This is a genomic window from Gilliamella sp. X-23, assembly GCF_057063545.1.
The window spans coordinates 26,570-48,774 of sequence record NZ_JBXSQG010000010.1 but is presented as its reverse complement, the minus strand read 5'-3'; the positions used below and the strand labels follow the sequence as shown (position 1 = coordinate 48,774).

The 22,205-nt window shown below is 38.6% G+C and carries 19 protein-coding genes and 1 CRISPR repeat array; of the genes, 6 read left to right on the top strand and 13 right to left on the bottom strand.

Annotation, left to right across the window (positions count from 1 at the left end; all coding sequences use genetic code 11):
• Positions 1–2 precede the first annotated feature (2 nt).
• The 4 genes from ACYH9I_RS07870 to ACYH9I_RS07855 form a co-directional block, all read right to left on the bottom strand.
• Entirely contained in the window at positions 3–827 is an 825-nt protein-coding gene (locus tag ACYH9I_RS07870; protein WP_483560162.1) for a divergent polysaccharide deacetylase family protein, read from the bottom strand.
• The gene (envC, locus tag ACYH9I_RS07865; protein ID WP_483560160.1) at positions 827–2,035 is read right to left on the bottom strand and encodes a murein hydrolase activator EnvC; all 1,209 of its coding nucleotides are present in this window, start codon (positions 2,033–2,035) and stop codon (positions 827–829) included. Before envC ends, ACYH9I_RS07870 begins: the two co-directional genes overlap by 1 nt.
• 967 nt (positions 2,036–3,002) lie before the next feature.
• Positions 3,003–3,330: direct repeats of the CRISPR family, unit length 28 nt; unit sequence TTTCTAAACCGCCTACACGGCGTTAAGG.
• 1,627 nt (positions 3,331–4,957) lie between these two features.
• Positions 4,958–5,197, bottom strand: coding sequence for a hypothetical protein (locus ACYH9I_RS07860; RefSeq protein WP_483560159.1), 240 nt, complete (start codon positions 5,195–5,197; stop codon positions 4,958–4,960).
• A gap of 225 nt (positions 5,198–5,422) precedes the next feature.
• A complete protein-coding gene (locus ACYH9I_RS07855; protein ID WP_483560157.1) occupies positions 5,423–7,090 on the bottom strand; it encodes a hypothetical protein in 1,668 nt (555 codons plus the stop codon).
• Positions 7,091–8,604: 1,514 nt separating this feature from the next.
• Here ACYH9I_RS07855 and glyQ point away from each other — a divergent pair.
• The 4 genes from glyQ (at position 8,605) to ybaK (ending at position 13,087) form a co-directional block, all read left to right on the top strand.
• Positions 8,605–9,537, top strand: a complete 933-nt coding sequence (gene glyQ, locus ACYH9I_RS07850) for a glycine--tRNA ligase subunit alpha (protein WP_091350656.1) — start codon at positions 8,605–8,607, stop codon at positions 9,535–9,537.
• A gap of 10 nt (positions 9,538–9,547) precedes the next feature.
• The gene (glyS, locus tag ACYH9I_RS07845) at positions 9,548–11,620 is read left to right on the top strand and encodes a glycine--tRNA ligase subunit beta (protein WP_483560229.1); all 2,073 of its coding nucleotides are present in this window, start codon (positions 9,548–9,550) and stop codon (positions 11,618–11,620) included.
• A 70-nt stretch (positions 11,621–11,690) separates the two neighbouring features.
• The gene (locus ACYH9I_RS07840) at positions 11,691–12,503 is read left to right on the top strand and encodes a hypothetical protein (RefSeq protein WP_483560155.1); all 813 of its coding nucleotides are present in this window, start codon (positions 11,691–11,693) and stop codon (positions 12,501–12,503) included.
• 98 nt (positions 12,504–12,601) lie between these two features.
• Positions 12,602–13,087, top strand: coding sequence for a Cys-tRNA(Pro) deacylase (ybaK, locus tag ACYH9I_RS07835; RefSeq protein ID WP_483560153.1), 486 nt, complete (start codon positions 12,602–12,604; stop codon positions 13,085–13,087).
• Positions 13,088–13,277: 190 nt separating this feature from the next.
• Here ybaK and ACYH9I_RS07830 read toward each other — a convergent pair whose 3' ends face one another.
• The 4 genes from ACYH9I_RS07830 to ACYH9I_RS07815 all read right to left on the bottom strand — a co-directional run bounded on the left by ACYH9I_RS07830 (position 13,278) and on the right by ACYH9I_RS07815 (position 16,390).
• On the bottom strand, positions 13,278–13,550 hold the full coding sequence (locus ACYH9I_RS07830; RefSeq protein ID WP_065558407.1) for an HU family DNA-binding protein: 273 nt from the start codon (positions 13,548–13,550) through the stop codon (positions 13,278–13,280).
• Between the two features lie 182 nt (positions 13,551–13,732).
• Positions 13,733–14,326 (bottom strand): YjaG family protein, encoded by a 594-nt coding sequence (locus tag ACYH9I_RS07825; RefSeq protein WP_483560151.1) that lies wholly within the window; start codon positions 14,324–14,326, stop codon positions 13,733–13,735.
• A complete protein-coding gene (hemE, locus tag ACYH9I_RS07820) occupies positions 14,319–15,392 on the bottom strand; it encodes a uroporphyrinogen decarboxylase (RefSeq protein WP_174787340.1) in 1,074 nt (357 codons plus the stop codon). The genes ACYH9I_RS07825 and hemE overlap by 8 nt, the downstream gene beginning before the upstream one ends.
• 98 nt (positions 15,393–15,490) lie before the next feature.
• A complete protein-coding gene (locus ACYH9I_RS07815) occupies positions 15,491–16,390 on the bottom strand; it encodes a LysR family transcriptional regulator ArgP (RefSeq protein ID WP_091350644.1) in 900 nt (299 codons plus the stop codon).
• Between the two features lie 208 nt (positions 16,391–16,598).
• On the opposite strand from ACYH9I_RS07815, the gene rpiA reads away from it, so the two are divergent.
• Positions 16,599–17,255, top strand: coding sequence for a ribose-5-phosphate isomerase RpiA (gene rpiA / locus ACYH9I_RS07810; protein ID WP_483560149.1), 657 nt, complete (start codon positions 16,599–16,601; stop codon positions 17,253–17,255).
• Between the two features lie 35 nt (positions 17,256–17,290).
• Positions 17,291–18,532 (top strand): phosphoglycerate dehydrogenase, encoded by a 1,242-nt coding sequence (gene serA / locus ACYH9I_RS07805; RefSeq protein WP_483560147.1) that lies wholly within the window; start codon positions 17,291–17,293, stop codon positions 18,530–18,532.
• Between the two features lie 122 nt (positions 18,533–18,654).
• On the opposite strand, the gene srlR is transcribed toward serA, so the two are convergent.
• From srlR to srlE, 5 genes are all read right to left on the bottom strand, one after another.
• A complete protein-coding gene (srlR, locus tag ACYH9I_RS07800; RefSeq protein WP_483560145.1) occupies positions 18,655–19,434 on the bottom strand; it encodes a glucitol operon DNA-binding transcriptional repressor SrlR in 780 nt (259 codons plus the stop codon).
• Between the two features lie 98 nt (positions 19,435–19,532).
• A complete protein-coding gene (locus ACYH9I_RS07795) occupies positions 19,533–19,892 on the bottom strand; it encodes a transcriptional regulator GutM (protein WP_091350637.1) in 360 nt (119 codons plus the stop codon).
• A 78-nt stretch (positions 19,893–19,970) separates the two neighbouring features.
• On the bottom strand, positions 19,971–20,750 hold the full coding sequence (gene srlD / locus ACYH9I_RS07790; RefSeq protein WP_174787339.1) for a sorbitol-6-phosphate dehydrogenase: 780 nt from the start codon (positions 20,748–20,750) through the stop codon (positions 19,971–19,973).
• An 11-nt stretch (positions 20,751–20,761) separates the two neighbouring features.
• On the bottom strand, positions 20,762–21,130 hold the full coding sequence (gene srlB / locus ACYH9I_RS07785) for a PTS glucitol/sorbitol transporter subunit IIA (RefSeq protein ID WP_483560143.1): 369 nt from the start codon (positions 21,128–21,130) through the stop codon (positions 20,762–20,764).
• Positions 21,131–21,181: 51 nt separating this feature from the next.
• The gene (srlE, locus tag ACYH9I_RS07780; RefSeq protein WP_091350630.1) at positions 21,182–22,189 is read right to left on the bottom strand and encodes a PTS glucitol/sorbitol transporter subunit IIB; all 1,008 of its coding nucleotides are present in this window, start codon (positions 22,187–22,189) and stop codon (positions 21,182–21,184) included.
• Positions 22,190–22,205: the final 16 nt, after the last annotated feature.

The window sequence follows — 22,205 nt, the reverse complement described above, 5'->3', positions numbered from 1 at the left end:
AGCTACTCATCAACCAGCTTAAGGTTTACTATTTCCTCAAGTCGGTGTTTGCATTTTTTAATAATTTCTTTCAACGTTATTTTTGGTTTATGGTTTACAGAATCTGACACCGTCGTAATGAGCTGACTGAGTTTAACCAACTCAATATCTGCAGGTAAATTAGCTAACTTTGTTCTTAACACATTAACTGTCTGCGGATGTGGATGACCAATAGCAATCGCCACACCATTTTTACGAGCCAATTTCACGGCCAAATCAAATTGCTGACTAATTTCGCTTTCGGTTTGCTTATCATCTAAAAAAACATCACGCGTTAACACGGGTATATTATAGTCCAGAGCAGCTTTTTTAACTTGGGTTTTACCGATGGTTTTACTATCCAAAAAAAACATCGAATAACGACTCAACGCTTTCATCACATTTATCATACCGCTTAGGTTCGAAGTCATCAAACTCCCCATATGGTTATTAACCCCAACGGCATAAGGCACCCGTTCAACAGCATTATCGACAATGACTTTAACTTCGCTTTCATTCATCGAAGGAAACAAAGTATCTTTTTCTAACGGTTGTTTATTCATTGGCGCCATAGGCAAATGGATAATCACATCATTACCATGCTCATGAGCCATCGTAGCAATACGTTTAGCATTAGGCGAGTGAGGCAAAACAGCAATGGTAATAAAGGGCGAAAACCCAATAATCTGCTCCTCATTATGTTGACGATAGCCAAAATCATCAATAACCAGCACTAACTGCCCCGCATATAAAACGGGCGAATTTAGCACCAACAAACTAACAACCAGCAGACCAATAAAACAGCGCATTACTTTAACCACCCACTTGGATCAAGTGCCTTACCATCACGGCGAATTTCAAAATATAAAGCAGGCGTATTTTGCCCCCCACTCGAACCAATCAACGCAATGGCTTGCCCGTTTTGAATCTTATCGCCCACCTCAACTAAAATACGTTGATTATAGCCATACAAACTCATATCGCCCTTACCATGCTCAAGCGCCACAACAAAACCATAACCTTGCAACCAACTCGCCAATATCACCCGTCCATCGGCAATAGCTCGCACCTGAGCACCATCTTTAGCATTAATGACCATCCCCTTCCAATGTAACTCACCTTGAAGCAATTCGCCAAAACGGTGAGCAACACTACCGCTAACAGGCCAATTAAACTGATGTTTCGGCTTACCAATACCACTCACCCGCGCCATCAATGCCCGCTCATCAGGGTTAAGGGTATAGCTTGTATTTTTTTGCTTCTCTTCAATATGTTTTGCCTGCCTTGCTTCTTCTTCAGCTATGCGTCGGCTTTCCTTTTCTGCTTGAGCAATTTTGGCTTGTAATTTGGCCTCATTGTTACGCAAACTGGCTAATTTTTGTTGATTTTCTTGCATTGACAATTCAAGCGAAGATATTGTCTTTTGCCGATTTTGACGGTTCTTTTCAAGCCCAGCTTGCTGTTCTTTTTGCTTGCTTTGCAAGGCTTTATGGGTTTCTTGTTTTTTTTGCAGTTCTTGCTTTTTATTGGCTAATTGGGCTTGCGTATCTTCAAGCGCACTAATTTGCTGTTGTCGTGCATTATTAATATAACTGAAATAAGTAATAATGCGATCATTACGCTCACTCTTCTCGCCCGAAAAAACAAGTTCAAACCCCGTCGCATTACCCAGTTTAAATGCACTTTCTAACTGTTTTGCCAGCACAGCTCGTTGCTGTTTTTGTTTTAATGTTAGTAAATCAATTTGTTTAACTAAGCTATTGATGTCTTGATCAAGTTTTCTAAGTGATAAATCGTTTTTTTCAATTGAAGTTAACAATTTCGCGATTTCGGTTTCTTGCTCTTTAAGATCATTAACCAGCTCGGTACGTTCTTTTTTTTGCTGTGCTAGGCGCTTTTCTTGTTCTTCGATAGAGTGACGTAGGGATTGGAGTAGCTGATTGTCATCAGCGTATGAAAAGTTAACTTTCATTAACCCCACAAGAACAATAATTGCAATTTTTTGATAAATGGACATGGTGTTGTATTTGTGATTGATAGCTGAGCAATAATGATGATGTCACTATACCGATAATTAGGGCAAGATGCAAAATGAAAACCAATTGTAATGTGTGGGGGGAGATTGTTTTTTTTAGAAAAAAACACTCAAAAAAAACTTTAATAAAATCAATACCTTTTCTGACCGATTTTTGGGCGGAAAATCAGGACTTTTTTGTTTTGGGGAATAGGATGGATTGGGTGCGGTGGTTTCGGACGTTTTGACCTTGGGTGAACAAAATAGCTATCGTGACCACGTCCGAGCTAAGGGAATTAGAGCGAATTCCCTTAGCAATCCCGCGCTTGGCTGCAGAATGTGGCCTTCGGCTGCCCTCCGCCGTCGCTCGGTCTTGACGCACCGGCTATGATTCGCTCCCGGCGAAGCATAGCCTCGCCAAACATCCCTGTTTGGCGTGCTAACCTCGCTCTGTTGTCGGCACATTCTGACGCCGGAATAAGACAAATAACATAACCATTGTTTTTGGGATGGGGTATTGTGTTTTTATAAGGCGGTTTTTGTTAAAAAACAGCCAGAAAAAACTTTAATAAAATCAGTACCTTTTCTGACCGATTTTTAGCGGAAAATCAGGCCTTTTTGGGTTGGTGAATAGAATAAATTGAGTGCAGTGGTTTCGGACGTTTTGAGCTTGGGTGAACAAAATAGCTATCGTGACCACGTCCGAGCTAAGGGAATTAGAGCGAATTCCCTTAGCAATCCCGCGCTTGGCTGCAGAATGTGGCCTTCGGCTGCCCTCCGCCGCCACTCGGTCTTAACGCACCGTTTGTGGACGCGCTCCAAGCGCACCACAAACTCGCCAAACGTCCTGTTTGGCGTGCTAACCTCGCTCTGTTGTCGGCACATTCTGACGCCGGAATAAGACAAACAACATAACCATTTTTTTTGGGATGGGATATTGTGTTTTTATAATTATATAATTGATTTTGTTTAAATTAAACGCCTACACGGCGTTAAGGGACTGGGGGCAAATGGCTGCTCGTGTCAGAATTTTCTAAACCGCCTACACGGCGTTAAGGCTCCAACGACTGGCCACCTACTTGCTGAGCAGTTTCTAAACCGCCTACACGGCGTTAAGGCCAAATATAATTAAATCTAAAAAAGCCGACATTTTCTAAACCGCCTACACGGCGTTAAGGGAAATATGTTTTCCATTGGCTGGAATGATTATTTTCTAAACCGCCTACACGGCGTTAAGGTGGTTAGACAATGTACAAGCGCCGCTTATATCTTTCTAAACCGCCTACACGGCGTTAAGGTAGAACTCAAGATTTGATAAATCTTGCTGTATAAAGATAAACAACAATTTTGGCTTTGAAAACCCTTTTTTTGAGGTGTTTTATAATTTATTGATTTTATTTAATTTTAAATTATCGTTAAAAAAAGGGTTTGGAGCGGTTAAATTGCTGTTATTAGGGCGCTATTCGTGGTTTTGTTGATTTGTTGTATGTCGGCGCTTTGCTTAGGTTGTGTAAGCGATTGATTTTCCTTGAAAATACAAAAACAAAAACTTAAATAAAATCAATATCTTTCCTGACCACTTTTTGGATGTAATTTCATGGCCTTTTTACACAAAAACAACTCACAAAAAACACCTAAGGTTATGCTGTTTGTCTTATTCCGGCGTCAGAATGTGCCGACAACAGAGCGAGGTTAGCACGCCAAACAGGGATGTTTGGTGAGTTTGTGGTGCGTCTGGAACGCGTCCACAAACGGTGCGTTAAGACCGAGCGGCGGCGGACAAATTTGTCTGGAACAAATTTGAACATCTGAGCAAAGCGAAGATGGCCTCGTAGAGGCGAGTATCAGGATGATACGAGTAGCGTAGCCGTAGGCCACATTCTGTAGCCAAAGCGTGGGATTGCAAAGGGAATTCGCTTTAATTCCCTTTGCTCGGACGTGGTCACTGTGGCTATTTTGTTCACCTAAGGTCAAAACGTCCGAAACCTGCGCACTTAATTTATTCTATTCACCAAAACCAAAAAGGCTTGATTTTCCGCTAAAAATCGGTCAGAAAAGGTATTGATTTTATTAAAGTTTTTCTAGCTGTTTTTTAACAAAAACTGCCTTATAAAAACACAATAACCCATCCCAAAAACGATGGTTATGTTGTTTGTCTTATTCCAGCGTCAGAATGTGACGACAACAGAGCGAGGTTAGCACGCCAAACAGGGATGTTTGGCGAGTTTGTGCTGCGTCTGGAACGCATCACAAACGGTGCGTTAAGACCGAGCGGCGGCGTCGGACAAATTTGTCTGGAACAAATTTGAACATCTGAGCAAAGCGAAGATGGCCTCGTAGAGGCGAGTATCAGGATGATACGAGTAGCGTAGCCGTAGGCCACATTCTGTAGCCAAAGCGTGGGATTGCAAAGGGAATTCGCTTTAATTCCCTTTGCTCGGACGTGGTCACTGTGGCTATTTTGTTCACCTAAGGTCAAAACGTCCGAAACCTGCGCACTTAATTTATTCTATTCACCAAAACCAAAAAGGCTTGATTTTCCGCTAAAAATCGGTCAGAAAAGGTATTGATTTTATTAAAGTTTTTCTAGCTGTTTTTTAACAAAAACTGCCTTATAAAAACACAATAACCCATCCCAAAAACGATGGTTATGTTGTTTGTCTTGTTCCGGCGTCAGAATGTGCCGACAACAGAGCGAGGTTAGCACGCCAAACAAGGATGTTTGGCGAGTTTGTGGTGCGTCTGGAACGCGTCCACAAACGGTGCGTTAAGACCGAGCGGCGGCGTCGGGCAGCCGCAGGCCACATTCTGCAGCCAAGCGCGGGATTGCTAAGGGAATTCGCTTTAATTCCCTTAGCTCGGACGTGGTCACGAGAGCTATTTTATTCACTAAAGGTCAAAACGTCCGAAACCACTGCACTCAATTCATTTTATCCACCAACCCAAAAACACATTAGGATAACGTTTATTAATAACATTAGCCGGAAATCCACCACATACAATAATTTGGTCGAGTTTTTTAATATGCTTAATTATCGGTTTTAAATTAAATCCTAATAATTGACTCATGACATAAAATGACTGGTTATAAGCCTTTAAAAAAAGACCTTCTCTCAAAAAATGTATCGGATTTTCACTTAATGCTAATTTTTGTTCTATTTCCATTACATGACTTCTCTTTATTTATTTGATTTTACCCCCTGAGCCACCGCCATCGACACTTTCAGCGTCGCCGGCGGCAGGGGCGGCGCTATTGTGGCTTTGCCACAACTGCGCAACCCTAAGGGAAAACGCCCCAACTTACGCGGGGGCGTTATTCTTTGTTAGATTGTCCTCTCAGGCTCCATAACCGCCCCCGCGGCCTAAGGATTAAGGAATAAGAAATAAAAGCTAAGGTGCGGGGCAAACGCCATAGCGGGAGTTGCTGGCACTGTTGCTGCCGACGTCGCCGCGGTCCGAGTAGACAAAGAACTGGTTGCTACCTGTTGCGTCACTCGTCCAGTAGCCGCCGCTGGCGACGAAGCCCGCAACAGCGTAGTTGGGCATGTTGCCCCACTCCGTGAAAAAACCTGCACCTATATGACGCATATAATTATAAACAGATGAATGAGGCAAGGCGCCTAAATTGTTATAGTTTGAATTGGTTAAATCCTTAACCTGTGGCGCACGATAACCCAAACCACGACACCAAGATATTTGATTAGACAGAGTACCGTATTTACTACCACGATTGACGAACCACTGCTTTAACACAAATCCATACTTCACCTCATTACCACTACTATCCCTACCCACCAACTCAAAGGTCTGTGGCAAAGATGGTACGGTAAGCCGACTAGGACTAGCTGAGTTTATCTGAGCACTACTTGCCCTAGGACCGCTTAACTTAACTCGTGCGACAATTTTTCCTCTATCAACACTAGGAATCCAATTATTATTAGCTGTTACACTTGTCACCGTAGCCGTTATTCCACCACGCGTGACCGGAGACCACGTCAACTGACTCGCATCAACCCCATCTATACGCAAATCAAAATACAAACCATCTGAACCTGTAGTTGGAAAGTTTTGGTCGTAAGATGATGGATTTGTTGACTGAGTTAAAAAACCCTTTGTAGGACTCCATATGTTAGATGGGCCTGCGTAGCGAGGATTGTCGATAGAATCGATGCCAGTAGTACCACCATATAACAAATTCGGCCTTGCGTACTGCACAAAGTAACAACCACCAGAAGAATCCGGCTTGATGTAATACTCTACACTGCCTCCAATAAATGTACTACTATTTGGTACACCATACTGTGTAGTTAAACTACCCCCTGTACTACTTAAGGTTATCTTATAAGGGGCACTACATTTACTTAATGTATCACCACGACTACTAACAGTTCTGCCATCTTTATCCTTTATTGATAACGATATAATACCTGTTGCAGTAACACCATTTGTACCCTGACCATCTCCATCATCATCTCCCCACTTCCCTTGTGTTATTAGACTATTTAAACTAATAGATGTTGTTCCTGACGGCAATACCGTATGAATATCATTAAATGTTATTCCAGCAGGAACCATTATCGGGTTTGTCAAACTCGATGTGTTTGTCGATGGCGTGATAACTCTACCATTCGGCAACTCTATTGCCAAAAAAGTATCAGTATTAGTTGCCTTTGTTCGACCTCCATCAAATGTTAAATACGGTGGAGTACCTTCAATTACTCTTGATGTATGTGCCGTTAATGCCACAGAACACTGTGAATACGACAACAACAATACCACGAAGAACAACGCCGATTTAGGAAATCTAAATAATCTAAGTAAGCCTGATAAGCCTGATAAGCTTGGTAAGCTTGGTAAGCTTGGTAAGCCTGAAAATTTAGATAGAAGAGGTAAACGCCTCAACCTCGGCGATAACCCTGCCGATAACGGCTCCGATTTCGCTACGCGAAATGACCTCGGTGATGAAAATAAGAACTGTGTCTGATTTAGACTACGGTGAAATTGAAAAAGATTTTGGGCGTAGGTTTGGCAGGCCAGATGCCAGATGCCAGATGCCATAAATGGTAACGCATTTTGCTTATCCTGTCAAGTAATTTTTTGTTTTATTTACACTTTTTATAATTATCCGCTCGACTAATGAGCTTTCCCTTGCTTTAAAAGCTCTTAAATTATAACCGGTTGATTAATAATGCGCTAGTTTTTTTGTTAAAAATTTGTAAAGTTTTGTTAAAGACTGAGTCAGCCTGCGTTGGCGGGCTTTGGGATAAGGGGTTTGGGTGGTGTTTTTTGGCTAAAAATCGCCAAATAAAAACTTGAATAAAATCAATACCTTTTCTGACCGTTTTTTGGGCGGAAAATTAGGTCTTTTTTGTTTTGGTGAATAGAATAAATTGAGTGCGGTGGTTTCGGACGTTTTGACCTTGGGTGGATAAAATAGCTACAGTGACCACGTCCGAGTTAGGGAATTTAAAGCGAATTCCCTAACAACCCACGCTTTGGCTGCAGAATGTGGCCTGCGGCACTACTCGTATCATCCTGATACTCGCCTCTTCGAGGCCATCTTCGCTATGCTCAGATGTTCAAATTTGTTCCAGACAAATTTGTCCTCCGCCGTCGCTCGGTCTTGACGCACCGTTTGTGGACGCGCTCCCGGCGCACCACAAACTCGCCAAACATCCCTGTTTGGCGTGCTAACCTCGCTCTGTTGTCGGCACATTCTGACGCCGGAATAAAACAAACAACATAACCATTGTTTTTTTGGGAAAGATTGTTGTGTTTTTATGAGGCGGTTTTGTTAAAAAAACATCCAAAAAAATCGAATAAAATCAATATGTTTTCTGGCCGATTTTTAAGTAGTTAAATGGCTGTTATTAAAGTGCTCTTTTTGTGATTTTGTTGTTTTTTGTATGTCGGCGCTTTGCTTAGGTTGTGTAAGTGATTGATTTATCTTAAAAACAACAAAACAAAAACTTCAATAAAATCAATACCTTTCCTGACCACTTTTTGAGTGTAATTTCATTGCTTTTTAACAAAAACAACTCACAAAAAAACACCTAAGATTATGTTGTTTGTCCTATTCCGGCGTCAGAATGTGCCGACAACAGAGCGAGGTTAGCACGCCAAACAGGGATGTTTGGCGAGTTTGTGGTGCGCTTGGAGCGCGTCCACAAACGGTGCGTTAAGACCGAGCGCCGGCGGAGGGTAGCCGAAGGCCACATTCTGTAGCCAAAGCGTGGGTTGTCAGGGAATTCGCTTTAATTCCCTGACTCGGACGTGGTCACTATAGCTATTTTGTCCACCCAAGGTCAAAACGTCCGAAACCACTGCACAATTTATTCTATTCACCCAAAAAAAAAAGGCCTAATTTTCCGCCCAAAAATCAGTTAGAAAAGATATTGATTTTATTAAATTTTTCATTTTATTGTTTTTTTACAAAAAAAAACACCCATCTTTAACTCACCCCGTATATTCAAGCATAAAACAATTAGACATTTCACAACTATTGATAAAAAGTATAATATATAGCACTATTTAAATTATCGAAAAACCAATTCAACCATAAAGATAACATCATGCAAAAGTTTAATGTCAAAACCTTTCAGGGGTTAATTCTTACGTTACAAGATTACTGGGCTAATCAAGGATGCACCGTGATTCAGCCTTTAGATATGGAAGTTGGCGCCGGGACTTCTCATCCTATGACTTGTTTACGAGCCTTGGGGCCTGAGCCGATTAATGCTGCTTATGTTCAACCATCTCGCCGCCCAACCGATGGTCGCTATGGCGAAAACCCAAACAGGTTACAACATTATTATCAATTTCAAGTTATCTTAAAACCTTCGCCCGATAATATCCAAGAGCTCTATTTAGGTTCGTTAAAAGAGTTGGGGCTTGATCCTACTGTTAACGATATCCGTTTTGTTGAAGACAATTGGGAAAACCCAACCCTTGGTGCATGGGGGCTTGGTTGGGAGGTTTGGTTAAATGGGATGGAAGTAACTCAGTTTACTTACTTTCAACAAGTTGGCGGGCTTGAATGTAAGCCTGTCACTGGCGAAATCACTTACGGACTTGAGCGTTTAGCAATGTATATTCAAGGCGTCGATAGCGTTTATGATTTAGTTTGGAGTGATGGTGCATTTGGTAAAACGACTTATGGTGATGTGTTCCATCAAAATGAGGTTGAGCAGTCAACGTATAATTTTGAATACGCCAATGTTGAATTTTTATTTTATTGTTTTGAACAACACGAAAAAGAAGCTAAATTTTTACTTGAGCTAGAAAAACCGCTTCCTTTGCCGGCTTATGAGCGTATTTTAAAAGCCGCCCACTGTTTTAATTTGCTTGATGCACGTAAGGCGATTTCGGTCACAGAGCGTCAACGTTATATTTTGCGTATTAGGACGTTAACAAAAATGGTGGCCGAGGCATATTATGCATCTCGTGAAGCACTTGGGTTCCCTATGTGCCAAAATTCACGCGCTAACGACAGTGCATCAAAGTAGGAATTAGAAGATTATGCAAAAAACATTCTTAGTGGAAATCGGTACCGAAGAGTTACCACCAAAATCACTCCGCACTTTAGCAGAAAGCTTTGCGGCAAATTTTATACAACAGCTCGATAATGCCAATTTAGAACATGGTGAAGTGCTTTGGTATGCTTCGCCACGTCGTTTAGCGTTAAAAGTTTTAAATTTGAGCGATACCCAGCCCGATAGCCAAATAGTTAAACGTGGTCCGGCGGTGAGTGCGGCATTTGATGCCAATGGTCATGCGACTAAAGCTGCCGAAGGTTGGGCGCGAGGTTGTGGCATTACTGTTGAGCAAGCTGAGCGTATACAAACAGATAAAGGCGAGTGGCTTTCTTATACTCAAAATCAAAAAGGTCAGCCTGTTGTTAATCTTTTATGTGATATGGTTAAAACCGCATTAAGTAAATTACCTATCCCGAAGCCAATGCGTTGGGCAGCAAGACAAGTCGAATTTATTCGCCCATGTCATACGGTGACCATGTTGTATGGTGATGAGCTTGTGTCTGGTACCATTTTAGATATTGAGTCAAACCGCATTATTCGTGGCCACCGTTTTATGGGTGAACAAGAGTTTACTATCGATAATGCCGATCAGTATCCTGAAATTTTAGAGCAACGCGGTAAGGTGGTGGCTGACTATGATAAGCGTAAAGCGATCATTAAACAACAAGCCGAAGATGCCGCGGCAAAATTAAACGGTAAAGCCGACTTAACCGATAGCCTGCTTGAGGAGGTGTCGTCATTGGTGGAATGGCCTGTTGTGTTAACCGCTAAATTTGAAGAGCGTTTTTTAGCCGTTCCTGCAGAGTCGTTAGTGTATACGATGAAAGGTGATCAGAAGTATTTCCCTGTTTATGATAATCAAGGAAAATTGTTACCTAACTTTATTTTTGTTGCCAATATTGAGTCAAAAGATCCGCAGGTGGTAATTTCGGGTAATGAAAAGGTAGTTCGCCCTCGCCTTGCTGATGCTGAGTTTTTCTATAAAACGGATTTGAAACAACGTTTAGAAGATCGTTTGCCTCGCCTTGATACGGTATTATTTCAACAACAATTGGGTACGGTTAAAGATAAATCACTTCGTATTGAAGCCTTATCTGGTTTTATTGCTGAACATATAGGCACCAATGTTGAGCAAGCGAAACGAGCAGGTAAGTTGACTAAATGTGATTTAGTAACCAATACCGTTTTTGAATTCCCTGAAACGCAAGGCATTATGGGGCGTTATTTGGCACTAAAAGATGGTGAAAGCAGTGAAGTGGCCACCGCAATTGAAGAACAATATAAACCACGTTTTGCTGGCGATGAATTACCAAGTACAGCTGTGTCTTGTGCGGTTTCTATCGCTGAAAAAATGGATACTTTAGCGGGTATTTTTGGTATCGGCCAGCACCCTAAAGGCGATAAAGATCCTTTTGCATTACGTCGCGCTGCAATTGGTGTTTTACGAATCATTGTTGAAAAGACACTACCTTTAGATCTTGTTGAATTAACCAATTATGCCGCATCGTTATATGGTAATAAACTGAGTAATACAAATGTGGTTGAGGATATTGTTACTTTTATGCAAGGTCGTTTCCGCGCTTGGTATCAAGAACAAGGCTTTGCCATTGATACTATTCAAGCGGTTTTAGCGCTTAATCCAACAAAACCGGCTGATTTTGATGCGCGCATTAAAGCAGTTACTCACTTTAGAACCTTGCCAGAAGCATCGTCATTAGCCGAGGCCAATAAACGGGTGTCAAATATCTTATCTAAAGCCGAAATTACTATTCCAGAACAGATCAATGCGGCCTTGCTAGAAGCAGGTGCTGAAGGTGAATTAGCTAAAAAATTGGCGGTTTTAACCGATAAACTTTCACCTTATTTTAGTGAAGGTCGTTATCAAGATGCGTTAGTTGAATTATCATCTCTTAAAGAGACGGTCAATGCCTTTTTTGATTCTGTCATGGTTATGGTTGACAATGAACAGATTAAACTTAATCGATTAGCGCTTTTGAAAAAGTTGCAGAACTTATTCTTAAAAGTAGCGGATATTTCATTACTACAAGCCTAATTGACAAATTAAATTTTTCAACAACATAAATGGTGGTAACAAAACCAGTTACCACCAGAAAGGAACTTTTATGGAAGTGCAAAAAAAACTGACTTTTTCTTTAATTTTTAAACAAACACTGAATTTTACTCGTAACCATATAATGCCTATTTTGCTTGTAAGCCTAATGGTAGCGTTAGCTAATTCGGTTATTACTAGCTACCTTTACTATCTTAGTTTGGACTTCCACTTGTATTTAGATCTATCTCCCCATATTCCAATTTTGATTCTAGGTTTGTTAATCAATAGCGCTATGAAGTCAATTAGTATTGCAACCGTTAATAATCTTAATAGCTGCAATAAACTTAAGCCAAAGCTATTCTTGTCTAGTTTTCTATCCAGTATGCTAAAAATTCTTGGTTTTTATATTACTTTTATTTTTTTAGCCTTCTTAATAGCAATCATTTTATCTTTAGTATTTATTTGTTTAAATTTTTTATTACCTAGCACTCTTATTTTGTTATTACTTGCTTTAATGCTAATTGTTCCAATTATATTTTTATCTATATTTTTTAACCTCTTTTTCGGGTCATTAGCTGATCCTAAACAAAAAAGTTTCTCTGATTTACTTTTTTTAAACTATCAGCTAGTAAAAAAATATTGGGCTCCTGGTTTTTTGATGTTATTAATTAACAGTGCACCTATTATCATTTTGGCCAAATTGAGTATGATCTTCGATAATGAAAATATTATATTGGGTGCTATCATTTCATTAGCCTCTGTCTTTTTGGATATCTTTGTTACTAGCTTTTTCTATCGTCTTTATTCGCTAGCCACTAATACTACTAACCAAAACTTGCCGGAAAAAGATGATCATGAAACAACCAGTAATTTGATTGTTTAACTATTCTGATCCTCACCAATTTTTGTTGGTGAGGATTAACGTGCTATGTCAATTTGCGTGTATTAATTTGTTATAACAAAACCGGTAGGATAATAACTATGACACCCGCTATTAATTTGCTTAAGAAGTTAAACATCAAATTTAACATCCACCAATATAAGCACGATCCCAACCAAACCCACTACGGACAGGAAGCTGTCGATAAACTTGATCCAAGTTTAAATGTCACTGCAGCCCAAGTGTTTAAAACGTTGGTTGTGAGCTTAAACGGTAACTCTAAAACCTTAGCTGTTTGTGTGTTACCCGTTGATGGTCATTTAGATCTTAAAAAAGCCGCAAAAGCGTTAAATTGTAAAAAAGTAGATTTGGCAGCTCCCAATTTAGCACAAAAGGTAACGGGGTATTTAGTCGGTGGAATTAGCCCTTTAGGACAAAAGCAACACTTTCCAACACTGATTGATTTAAGTGCAAATCAGCTCACTACAATGTTTATATCGGGTGGTAGAAGAGGATTAGAAATTGAGATCGCCCCTCAAGATTTGGCCAATATATTAAAAGCCACATTAACTGAAATAACCACTTAAAATTATAGGTAAAACAATTTTTAATTTGCTGTTGAGTTTAAGAGTTACAAGGTGGGATAAAAAACTAAAAAAATAGGCGGTTTTCTATTTTTAGCACATATTATTTTAGCGCAATAACAAAGGCATAAAACAATGTTCTATGCCCTTGAAATGTTCCATCAATAAAATCATCGATAGAAAAAGAATCAACTTATTTGATTGCTTCTTTTAAACTTTTACCAGATACAAATGCAGGTACTTTGCTTGCTGCAATTTTAATTTCTTTACCAGTCTTAGGGTTACGGCCTGTACGTGCTTTACGAGCATTAACTTTGAATGTACCAAAACCAACTAATTGAACTGGTTCACCAGCTTTTAATGATTCAGTAATAGCTGCTAATGTAGCTTCTAATGCTGTTTTAGCCGCAACTTTAGTAATATCTGCTTTGCTAGCAATAGCGTCGACAAGTTCTGTTTTATTCATGGGTATATCCTTACATATTATTTTATTGTTAAAGTTAACATTACATACAAAGCAAGAATCAACAATCCTAGCTTCGTTACTGTAAACAATGTTTAGGTTACATTGCTGTTAAATGTAGTCTATATTTGCTTAAGATTAAAGAAAAATTTAATAAAAAATAAAAAAATCACACTTCAAATGGCTTAATCGCTCAAAAAAACACCAATATTACTTGTTTTAGCCGACCGTATTTCGTCTTTTAAGCCTTTTATTAACTCAATCGTTTCGTTGGTTTCATCACGTAATAATCGAAAGAGTTCCCACTGCAAATCAAACTCGTCAACAACGCTCGGTAAGTTTTGTTGATCGTCTTCAGATAGCGCAACATTGGTTTTAGTCATTTCAAATTCGGCAACAGTAGTGGCGGATATACCACTTACCTTGGCACTATGTTCGCCTATTTCACCACTCAAATAAGAATGTAGAGCTTCACTAAGCGCCTGACAAGCATCAATAGCAGGGTAAACCATATAAGGGCTGTCGTCAGTTACCGTGGGAATAATGGCTTCTAATTTTTCAAGCTGTAAATCGAAGTTGATTTTGACATCTTCAACCAGTAATGATTCCCAGACTAAATCTAGTATTTTTTTGTAGCTCTTTGCATCTTCTTCATTTTGTTGTTGCTGGCAATAAAAAACAAAATTGGGATACATTCGTTCACATAGGCAAGCCATAAATAAACGTTGTTGCCATTGTGGTAACTTTTCTATTCTTAATTGAATAGGATTTTTAATCATGATGAAACCTTTTAGACTTTTGATGCACTGCGTCAATTAAATATTGCACATGTTCGACGGGAATATCTTGATGAATACCGTGACCTAAATTAAAAATATGACCAGAATAAGCACCAAATTCGTTAAGAATGGTGCTAACATTAGATTCGATTGTAAGTTTATCCGCATATAAAACGGATGGATCTAAGTTGCCTTGTACGGCAATTTTTCCCTTTGAAGCAATCGAGCTCAAATTTACAGTCCAATCAACACCAATAGCATCACAACCCGTATTGGCAATACTATCGAACCATAATCCCCCACCCTTTGTAAAAAGCGTGACAGGCACATAAGAGGTGATGTCTGACGTTTTATGACCACGTTTTAATTTTGATAAGATTAATTGCATATAATGCAATGAGAATGTTTGATAACTTTGATGGCTCAATACTCCACCCCAAGTATCAAAAATCATAATAGATTGTGCTCCGGCTTCAATTTGAGCATTTAAGTACAAGGCCACGCTATCAGCAAGCTTTTCAAGTAGTCGGTGTAGCGCTTTAGGTTCGCTATAAAGCATTTTTTTTATTTTAGTAAACGCTTTACTGCTCCCTCCTTCGATCATGTAGGTGGCTAATGTCCATGGACTGCCTGAAAATCCAATTAACGGTACTTTGCCATTGAGCTCTTTTTGAGTTAAACGAATCGCCTCCATCACATAGTTGAGTGATTGATTAGGATCAGGAATCGGTAATTGCTCAATATCAGACATGCAAGTAATCGATTTTGTAAATTTAGGCCCTTCACCTGCCTCAAAATGTAAACCAAGCCCCATAGCATCAGGAATGGTTAAAATATCAGAAAAGATAATAGCGGCATCAAGCTTATATCGTGCTATAGGCTGTAAAGTCGCTTCGCAAGCGAGTTCGGGCGTTTGACATAAAGTCATAAAATCCCCTGCTTTTGCTCTTAACTGGCGATACTCAGGTAAATAGCGACCAGCTTGACGCATCATCCAAATCGGTGTGTAGTCCACAGGTAAACATTGCAAAGCACGTAAATAACGATCATTTTTTAATTGGCTCATATCTTCAGTTCTTTCAATAAAGAGGTTAGTTTGTCAAAAATTTCAGGAAAGTATGCGTTTAAAGATCAAAATCACATTTTTTATCTATTATTTGTGCTCTAAACCTGAGGTTGTGATAATGTATTTTGAGCATAACAGATCAAAGCTTCAGAGATATTTTTCATTACACTACTTTCTGGAGCAAAACGATGCCAATATAACATTCGTCTTTGATATAACCCTTCCGTTAAATTGATTAATTCACCACTTTTTAATTCTTGTTCAACCTGTAATTTTGGTAACATACAACACGCTGAACCTTGTTTAGCAAGTTGTACAAATGCTTCAGATGAACTGGTAATATGGCAAATTACACTGCCTGGCGTAAGGTTGAAGTTTTCTTGTAAAAAGGCTTGATGCATGTCATCTAGATGGTCAAATGCAACAGCAGGAGCTTTTAATAATGAGGAGCGAGTTACACCATTTGGAAAGTACTTTTTAGCAAAATCTGGGGAAGCTACAAAAATATAGTCTAACGCACCAAGTAAATCAGATAGGCAACCTGGCAAAGGGTTAGCTTGAATGCTAATTGCAGCAACCACGGTGCCTAAACGCAATAGTTCTAGCGTATGCTCTTCGTCTTTAACTTGTATATCAAACCGTAAGATATTTTTATCTAAAACTGGTTTTAATGCAGGTAGTAGCCAAGTCGCTAATGAATCGGCATTGATTGCAATAGATAATGATAACGGTGTTGTATTTTGTTCATTATCTCCCAACCATTGTTGTTCTAATAACTCAACTTGATGCAATAACCCTAAAAGATGTTCACCTTGTTTAGTCGCTTTTGGCGGAATAGTTCTGACCAATAATTGCTGCCCAAAAAAGCTTTCTAATTGTTTAATACGTTGCGATACTGCAGGTTGTGTTATACACAATTTATCTGCTGCTCGTTCAAATCCTCGCTCTTTTATCACCGCATCTAATGCTTGTAATGCTCTATAATCTGGACGCTTCATAATCTCTTTACTAATAATTTGATCATTGCTTGAATATTCAAACTAGGTTAATACCGCAATAAATTATAAATATACTAAAAGTTAATATATTTTCTTAAAATACTAATGATTTTTGCTTTCCAATTGGTTACTATGCCATATATTCAACGATTTTGCTTTCAAAATTTTATTTTTTTAACAAAAATTATCCTCAATTTAGGGTGATATCATGACACAAGACGAATTAAAAAAAGCAGTAGGTTGGTCCGCATTAAAATTTATCAAACCTGATTCTTATGTCGGTGTGGGAACTGGCTCAACGGCATCTCATTTTATTGATGCATTAGCGACAATTAAAGATCAGATCAAAGGAACCGTTTCAAGTTCAGAAGCATCAACTCAAAAATTAAAAAGCTATGGTATTCCTGTATTAGATTGTAACCAGGTTGATAGCTTAGATGTTTATGTCGATGGTGCCGATGAAATCAATCATCATTTACAAATGATTAAAGGCGGTGGTGCAGCTTTAACGCGCGAAAAAATTGTTTCAGCTATTGCTAAGCAATTTATTTGTATTGTCGATGAGTCAAAAGTGGTTGATGTATTAGGCTCATTTCCATTACCAATTGAAGTAATTCCTATGGCTCGTTCTTATGTTGCTCGCGAACTATTTAAACTGGGTGGAAAACCAATATATCGTCAAGGCGTAATCACAGATAATGGCAATGTTATTTTGGATGTTCATGATCTCGTCATCGCAAAACCAATGGAATTAGAAAATAAAATTAATGGCATTGCAGGTGTGGTCACTGTCGGCTTATTTGCAAATAAAGGCGCTGATATTGCACTAGTTGGGTGTAGCACAGGTGTAAAAGAGCTCAGATAAGATCATTTGTTAGAATAAATTTAAGAGAGGAAATAATGGTTATTCAGACTTTAACCAAAGATGAAAACAAATTTTTGTTACTTGAGGGCATTCATCCTAGCGCAATAGATGTATTAAAATCTGCAGGCTTTACCAATATTGAATATCATAAAGGTGCATTATCGCCCGAAGAACTTCAACAAGCCTTAAAGGATGTCCGTTTTATTGGGATCCGCTCAAGAACACAATTAACCAAAGATATCATCGACGCAGCGCCAAAACTTGCTGGCATTGGCTGTTTTTGTATTGGCACTAATCAAGTGGATCTTGATGCGGCAACGGTGAAAGGCATTCCGGTATTTAATGCACCATTTTCTAATACTCGATCAGTTGCTGAACTTGTTTTAGCTGAAGCAATTTTGTTATTGCGTCGAGTACCTGAAGCAAACGCTAAAGCACACCAAGGCAAATGGAATAAGATTGCCACCGGTTCGCACGAGGCCCGTGGTAAAAATTTAGGCATCATTGGCTATGGCCATATTGGTAGCCAATTAAGCATTTTAGCTGAATCACTAGGGATGAATGTCTATTTTTATGATATTGAAACAAAACTGCCTTTAGGTAATGCTAAACAAATTTCAACAATGAAAGAGTTATTGTCTATAAGCGATATTGTCTCCATGCATGTGCCGGAAAACGCAACGACCATCAAGATGATCAGCGATAACGAAATCGATGCCATGAAATCAGGTTCAATTTTGATTAATGCTTCGCGCGGTAGAGTCATCGATATTGATGCATTAACTAAAGCGCTAAACACTCATAAACTGAGCGGTGCAGCCATTGATGTTTTCCCAACTGAACCGGCTAGTAACAACGATCCGTTTGAATCACCATTGTGCCAATTTGATAACGTGATTATTACACCACACATTGGCGGTTCAACAAGCGAAGCACAAGAAAACATTGGTATTGAAGTCGCCACAAAACTAGCTAAATACTCAGACACTGGCGCAACGCTTTCAGCGGTTAATTTTCCAGAAGCCTCTTTACCAATTCCAGCTAAAGGCGCAAGCCGTTTTATCAATATTCACCATAATCAACCCGGTGTATTAACCGCTATTAATACCTTATTTGCCGAACAAGGTCTGAATATTTCAGCCCAGTATTTACAAACCGATCCTAAAATTGGTTATGTTGTTATTGATATTGATAGAGTTGAACAAAGCAAAGCTGAAGAGTTGTTAGTGAAACTGAAAAATGTATCAGGGACAATCCGGGCCAGATTGTTATTTTAAGCGATTCAAGCAAGATAGATGGATTAACATTATTTTTTACAATAGGTTAATCCATCCAAAATAAGTTCTAAATCAATTTTATTGATTTTGTCTAATCATATTTAGATAATGATATTTTTATATTATTTATCAATCACTTTTACTTTAATCACTTTAATACCTTTTTGCATTAGTGCATCATAATATCTATCATCTAAATTATCATCAGTGATAATTGTATCGACAGCACTTAAATCACAGACTACATTTGGGCTACGCCGTCCAAATTTGGTTGAGTCAGCTAATAATATTAATTTTGCTGCTGCTTTGCTCATCGCCACACTACCGTGATAACTTTCATTAAAAGTTGTTATGCCACCCACTAAATCTACTCCATCGGCGCCCATAAATAGTTTATCAAATGTATAAAGTTCAAATGCGGCTGCTGTCGATGCACTATTACTGTGAAAAGAGGCTGATTTTCGACGAAAGGTCCCCCCAGACAGAATAATGGTATAATTATTATTATAAGCAACTAGCTCGTTTACTATATGTAGGCTATTAGTCAAAATAGTCAGATTATCGAATCTAGCAAGCATAGGTATCATTTGTGCAACTGTACTACCAGAATCAAAAATAATTGAATCGCCCTCATGAATCAGGTTAGCCGCTTCTTCTGCTATTGCTTTTTTCGATGCGGTGTTAATGTAAGTTTTATGATCGATGGCTCTATCACCAACTTCACGATTTAACATAGCACCACCATAAGTACGTAAAACCAAACCACTTTGGTGAAGCTGGGTTAGATCTTTTCGAATAGTTGTTCCTGTTGTTTTAAAATGTTCCACCAATTCATCAACACTAACCTGTCCATGGTTTTGGAGGTATTCTAAAATAGCTGTTTGTCGTAGCCTTACTTTCATACAAAAATTCCATCATTATTAGTATACAAAAATTTTTATTTTACAAAATATTATACTGTACAATGAAAGAAATTACTTTTTAAAATAAAAGATAATTTTCAATTATTTGCTGTTAAGGCAGTAGTTAATGCACTTTGTGATGCTGCATCATTCGGAAATATCTTTTCTGGAATGATTTTTGATACTGATAATCCATGTAATTGTAAAATGGGTTTAGGTAAAGCAAATACCGTTATCCCTTTCATTATGACTGAATCGATAACAACTTTATTTTCATCTAATGAAATTGCAATTAATACCCTTGGCATAAACCGTTTACCTTTGCTACGACCAACGCCTAAATAAGTGCCTTTTTTCATGGCTAAGAAAGCTTGATTAAAACGGCGAATTTGAAACCAACTAAAAACGATTTGGATACACCAAGCAATTAAGGCAATAGTGATTAACGTGGTCGTCATATTTGTGATTTTCCATTTAATGTAAGTTAGAATAAAAAGTGCGATAAGTCGTAAATTAACTTTCGCACTTTATTTTAACTAGAACATTACTTGTCCGCCAGTGATGTTGATTGATTGTCCTGTGCAATAAGATGCTTTATCGCTTGCATAAAATAGCAATACATTAAGGACATCTTGATAATCACAACCACGTTTTAACGGCACTTTATCAATATAAACTTGCTCAACTTGCTCATCTGGAATACCTAATTTTTTAGCATATTGAGGTATTAATGATTGGAACATTGGTGATTTTAGCAAATTCCCCAACATTAATGAGTTTACCGTAATGCCATAATCAGCGAGATCAAGTGCCAGTGATTGAGTTAATCCAACACCACCAAATTTAGCTGCACTATAACCAGAATTATGCTTACTACCTACTTTGCCTGATTTAGAGTTAATTTGGATAATTCGTCCATGAGTTTTGTGTTTTACCATTAATTTAGCAAACTCACGCGCACATAAAAAATAGCCTGTAAGATTTACATTAACCGATAATTGAAAATCACTTAATGTAAAATTAGTAATAGGTGCAGCTCTTGCAATACCCGCACTGTAGACCATTAAGTCAACACGTTTGAATGTATCATCAGTATCTTGAGCTAGTTTAATGACACTGTCTTCATTTGTTGCGTCAACAGCAAAACCTTTGGCTGTACCTGCTCCATGTTTTTTGTTAATTTCTTCGGCCACTTTATTTGCATTAGTAACATTTAAATCAGCAACAACAACTTTGTATCCAGCATCGGCTATGCCTTTACATAAAAATTCGCCTAAAGTTTGGCCACCACCTACAACGACTGCTACTTGTTTCATTTTTAAGTTCCTTAGTCATTTAAAATTATAATTTCATCACCCACACAAAGTTGATCTGGTACATCCCCTTTTACATGTACCGTTCCAGGCAATTCAGCCTGATGATTACCATCAAATCTTAATGTGATATGTCCCAACTCTCGAAAATTAATACTGCCTACATCACCGACTGCAGTAATTTCATAAACATGTTTACCTAATTTAATTTCCTGACCTACTTGCAAGTCTTGCTGCAAATCATCATGACTGTGAACAAAACAGTACTCAGCTAAATCTGCTGGTGCGCCATTCTTAAACAGGATTAGCATTCCATCAGCTAATGCCTCTTGGGCAAATTCACCAATTTGATTAATTTTTGAATGATAGATAACATTTGCCATTATTAACCTTCCGTCCGCTTAAGATGGGATTTATTCATCCCATTTTTTAATTTATTGATATATAAATAATGAAACAGCCCATGCAATTAAGACCGTTGGCGCGCCAGTTAAAAAACGACTAACCAACACAGATGGAACCCCTACTCTCACTGTATCTTGTTTAGCTTCAGCTAGTGATAACCCCACAGGAATAAAGTCACATGCAGCTTGAGCATTAATAGCAAACAATGCTGGTAATGCTAAATGAGGAGGAATATTACCAAGCCCTATTTGTACACCAACTAAAGTCCCAATAACTTGAGCAATAACCGCTCCAGGGCCTAAGAAAGGAGAAAGTAATGGGAAAGAACAGATCAAGGCTAATATAACAAGTCCAAATGGGTTGTTTGCTAGAGGAACAAGCCCATGAGCAATAAAATTACCTAATCCCGATGCAATGATGATTCCAATTAATGCTGATACAAACGCCATAAAAGGAAGTATTGTTTTAAGTACCGTATCAATAGTATCACGACCAGCTTGGAAGAAAACGGCAACACCGGATCCCATACCAATACCAATCCTTGCTAGTAATCCGTCGCTTTGTTCAGTAATTTTTTTACTGCTGTCATATTCCTTAAATTCAGCTGATTTATTATTTGTTTGCGGTTCTTTGGCTGCTGATGCCATTTCGCTTACGCTATCACCTTCTTTTTCTATCAATTTGATATTGTTTGTCTTTACTGCTGAAACATAAATATCTTCAACAATATATTGGGCAAGAGGACCTGATTTACCTGTTGCATGAATATTGACAGTTGGTACGCGGTTTTTTGGATAGATACCACAACGTAACGTTCCACCGCAGTCAATAACCGCTACACCGATTTCCTCTTTAGGTGGTTCACCTTCTTTGAATCCATCAATAGCTTCCCACCCTGTTAATTCCGCTAATGTATCAACAATCGCTGGACGAGTTCCTGCTGCAATATAGACAATTTTTTTCCCTGCAATGACAGGAAGTTCTAAAGGCCCACCCCAACCAGCTTCTCCTCTTTCAATACGAATAAATTTAGCCATTTTTATATTCCTTATT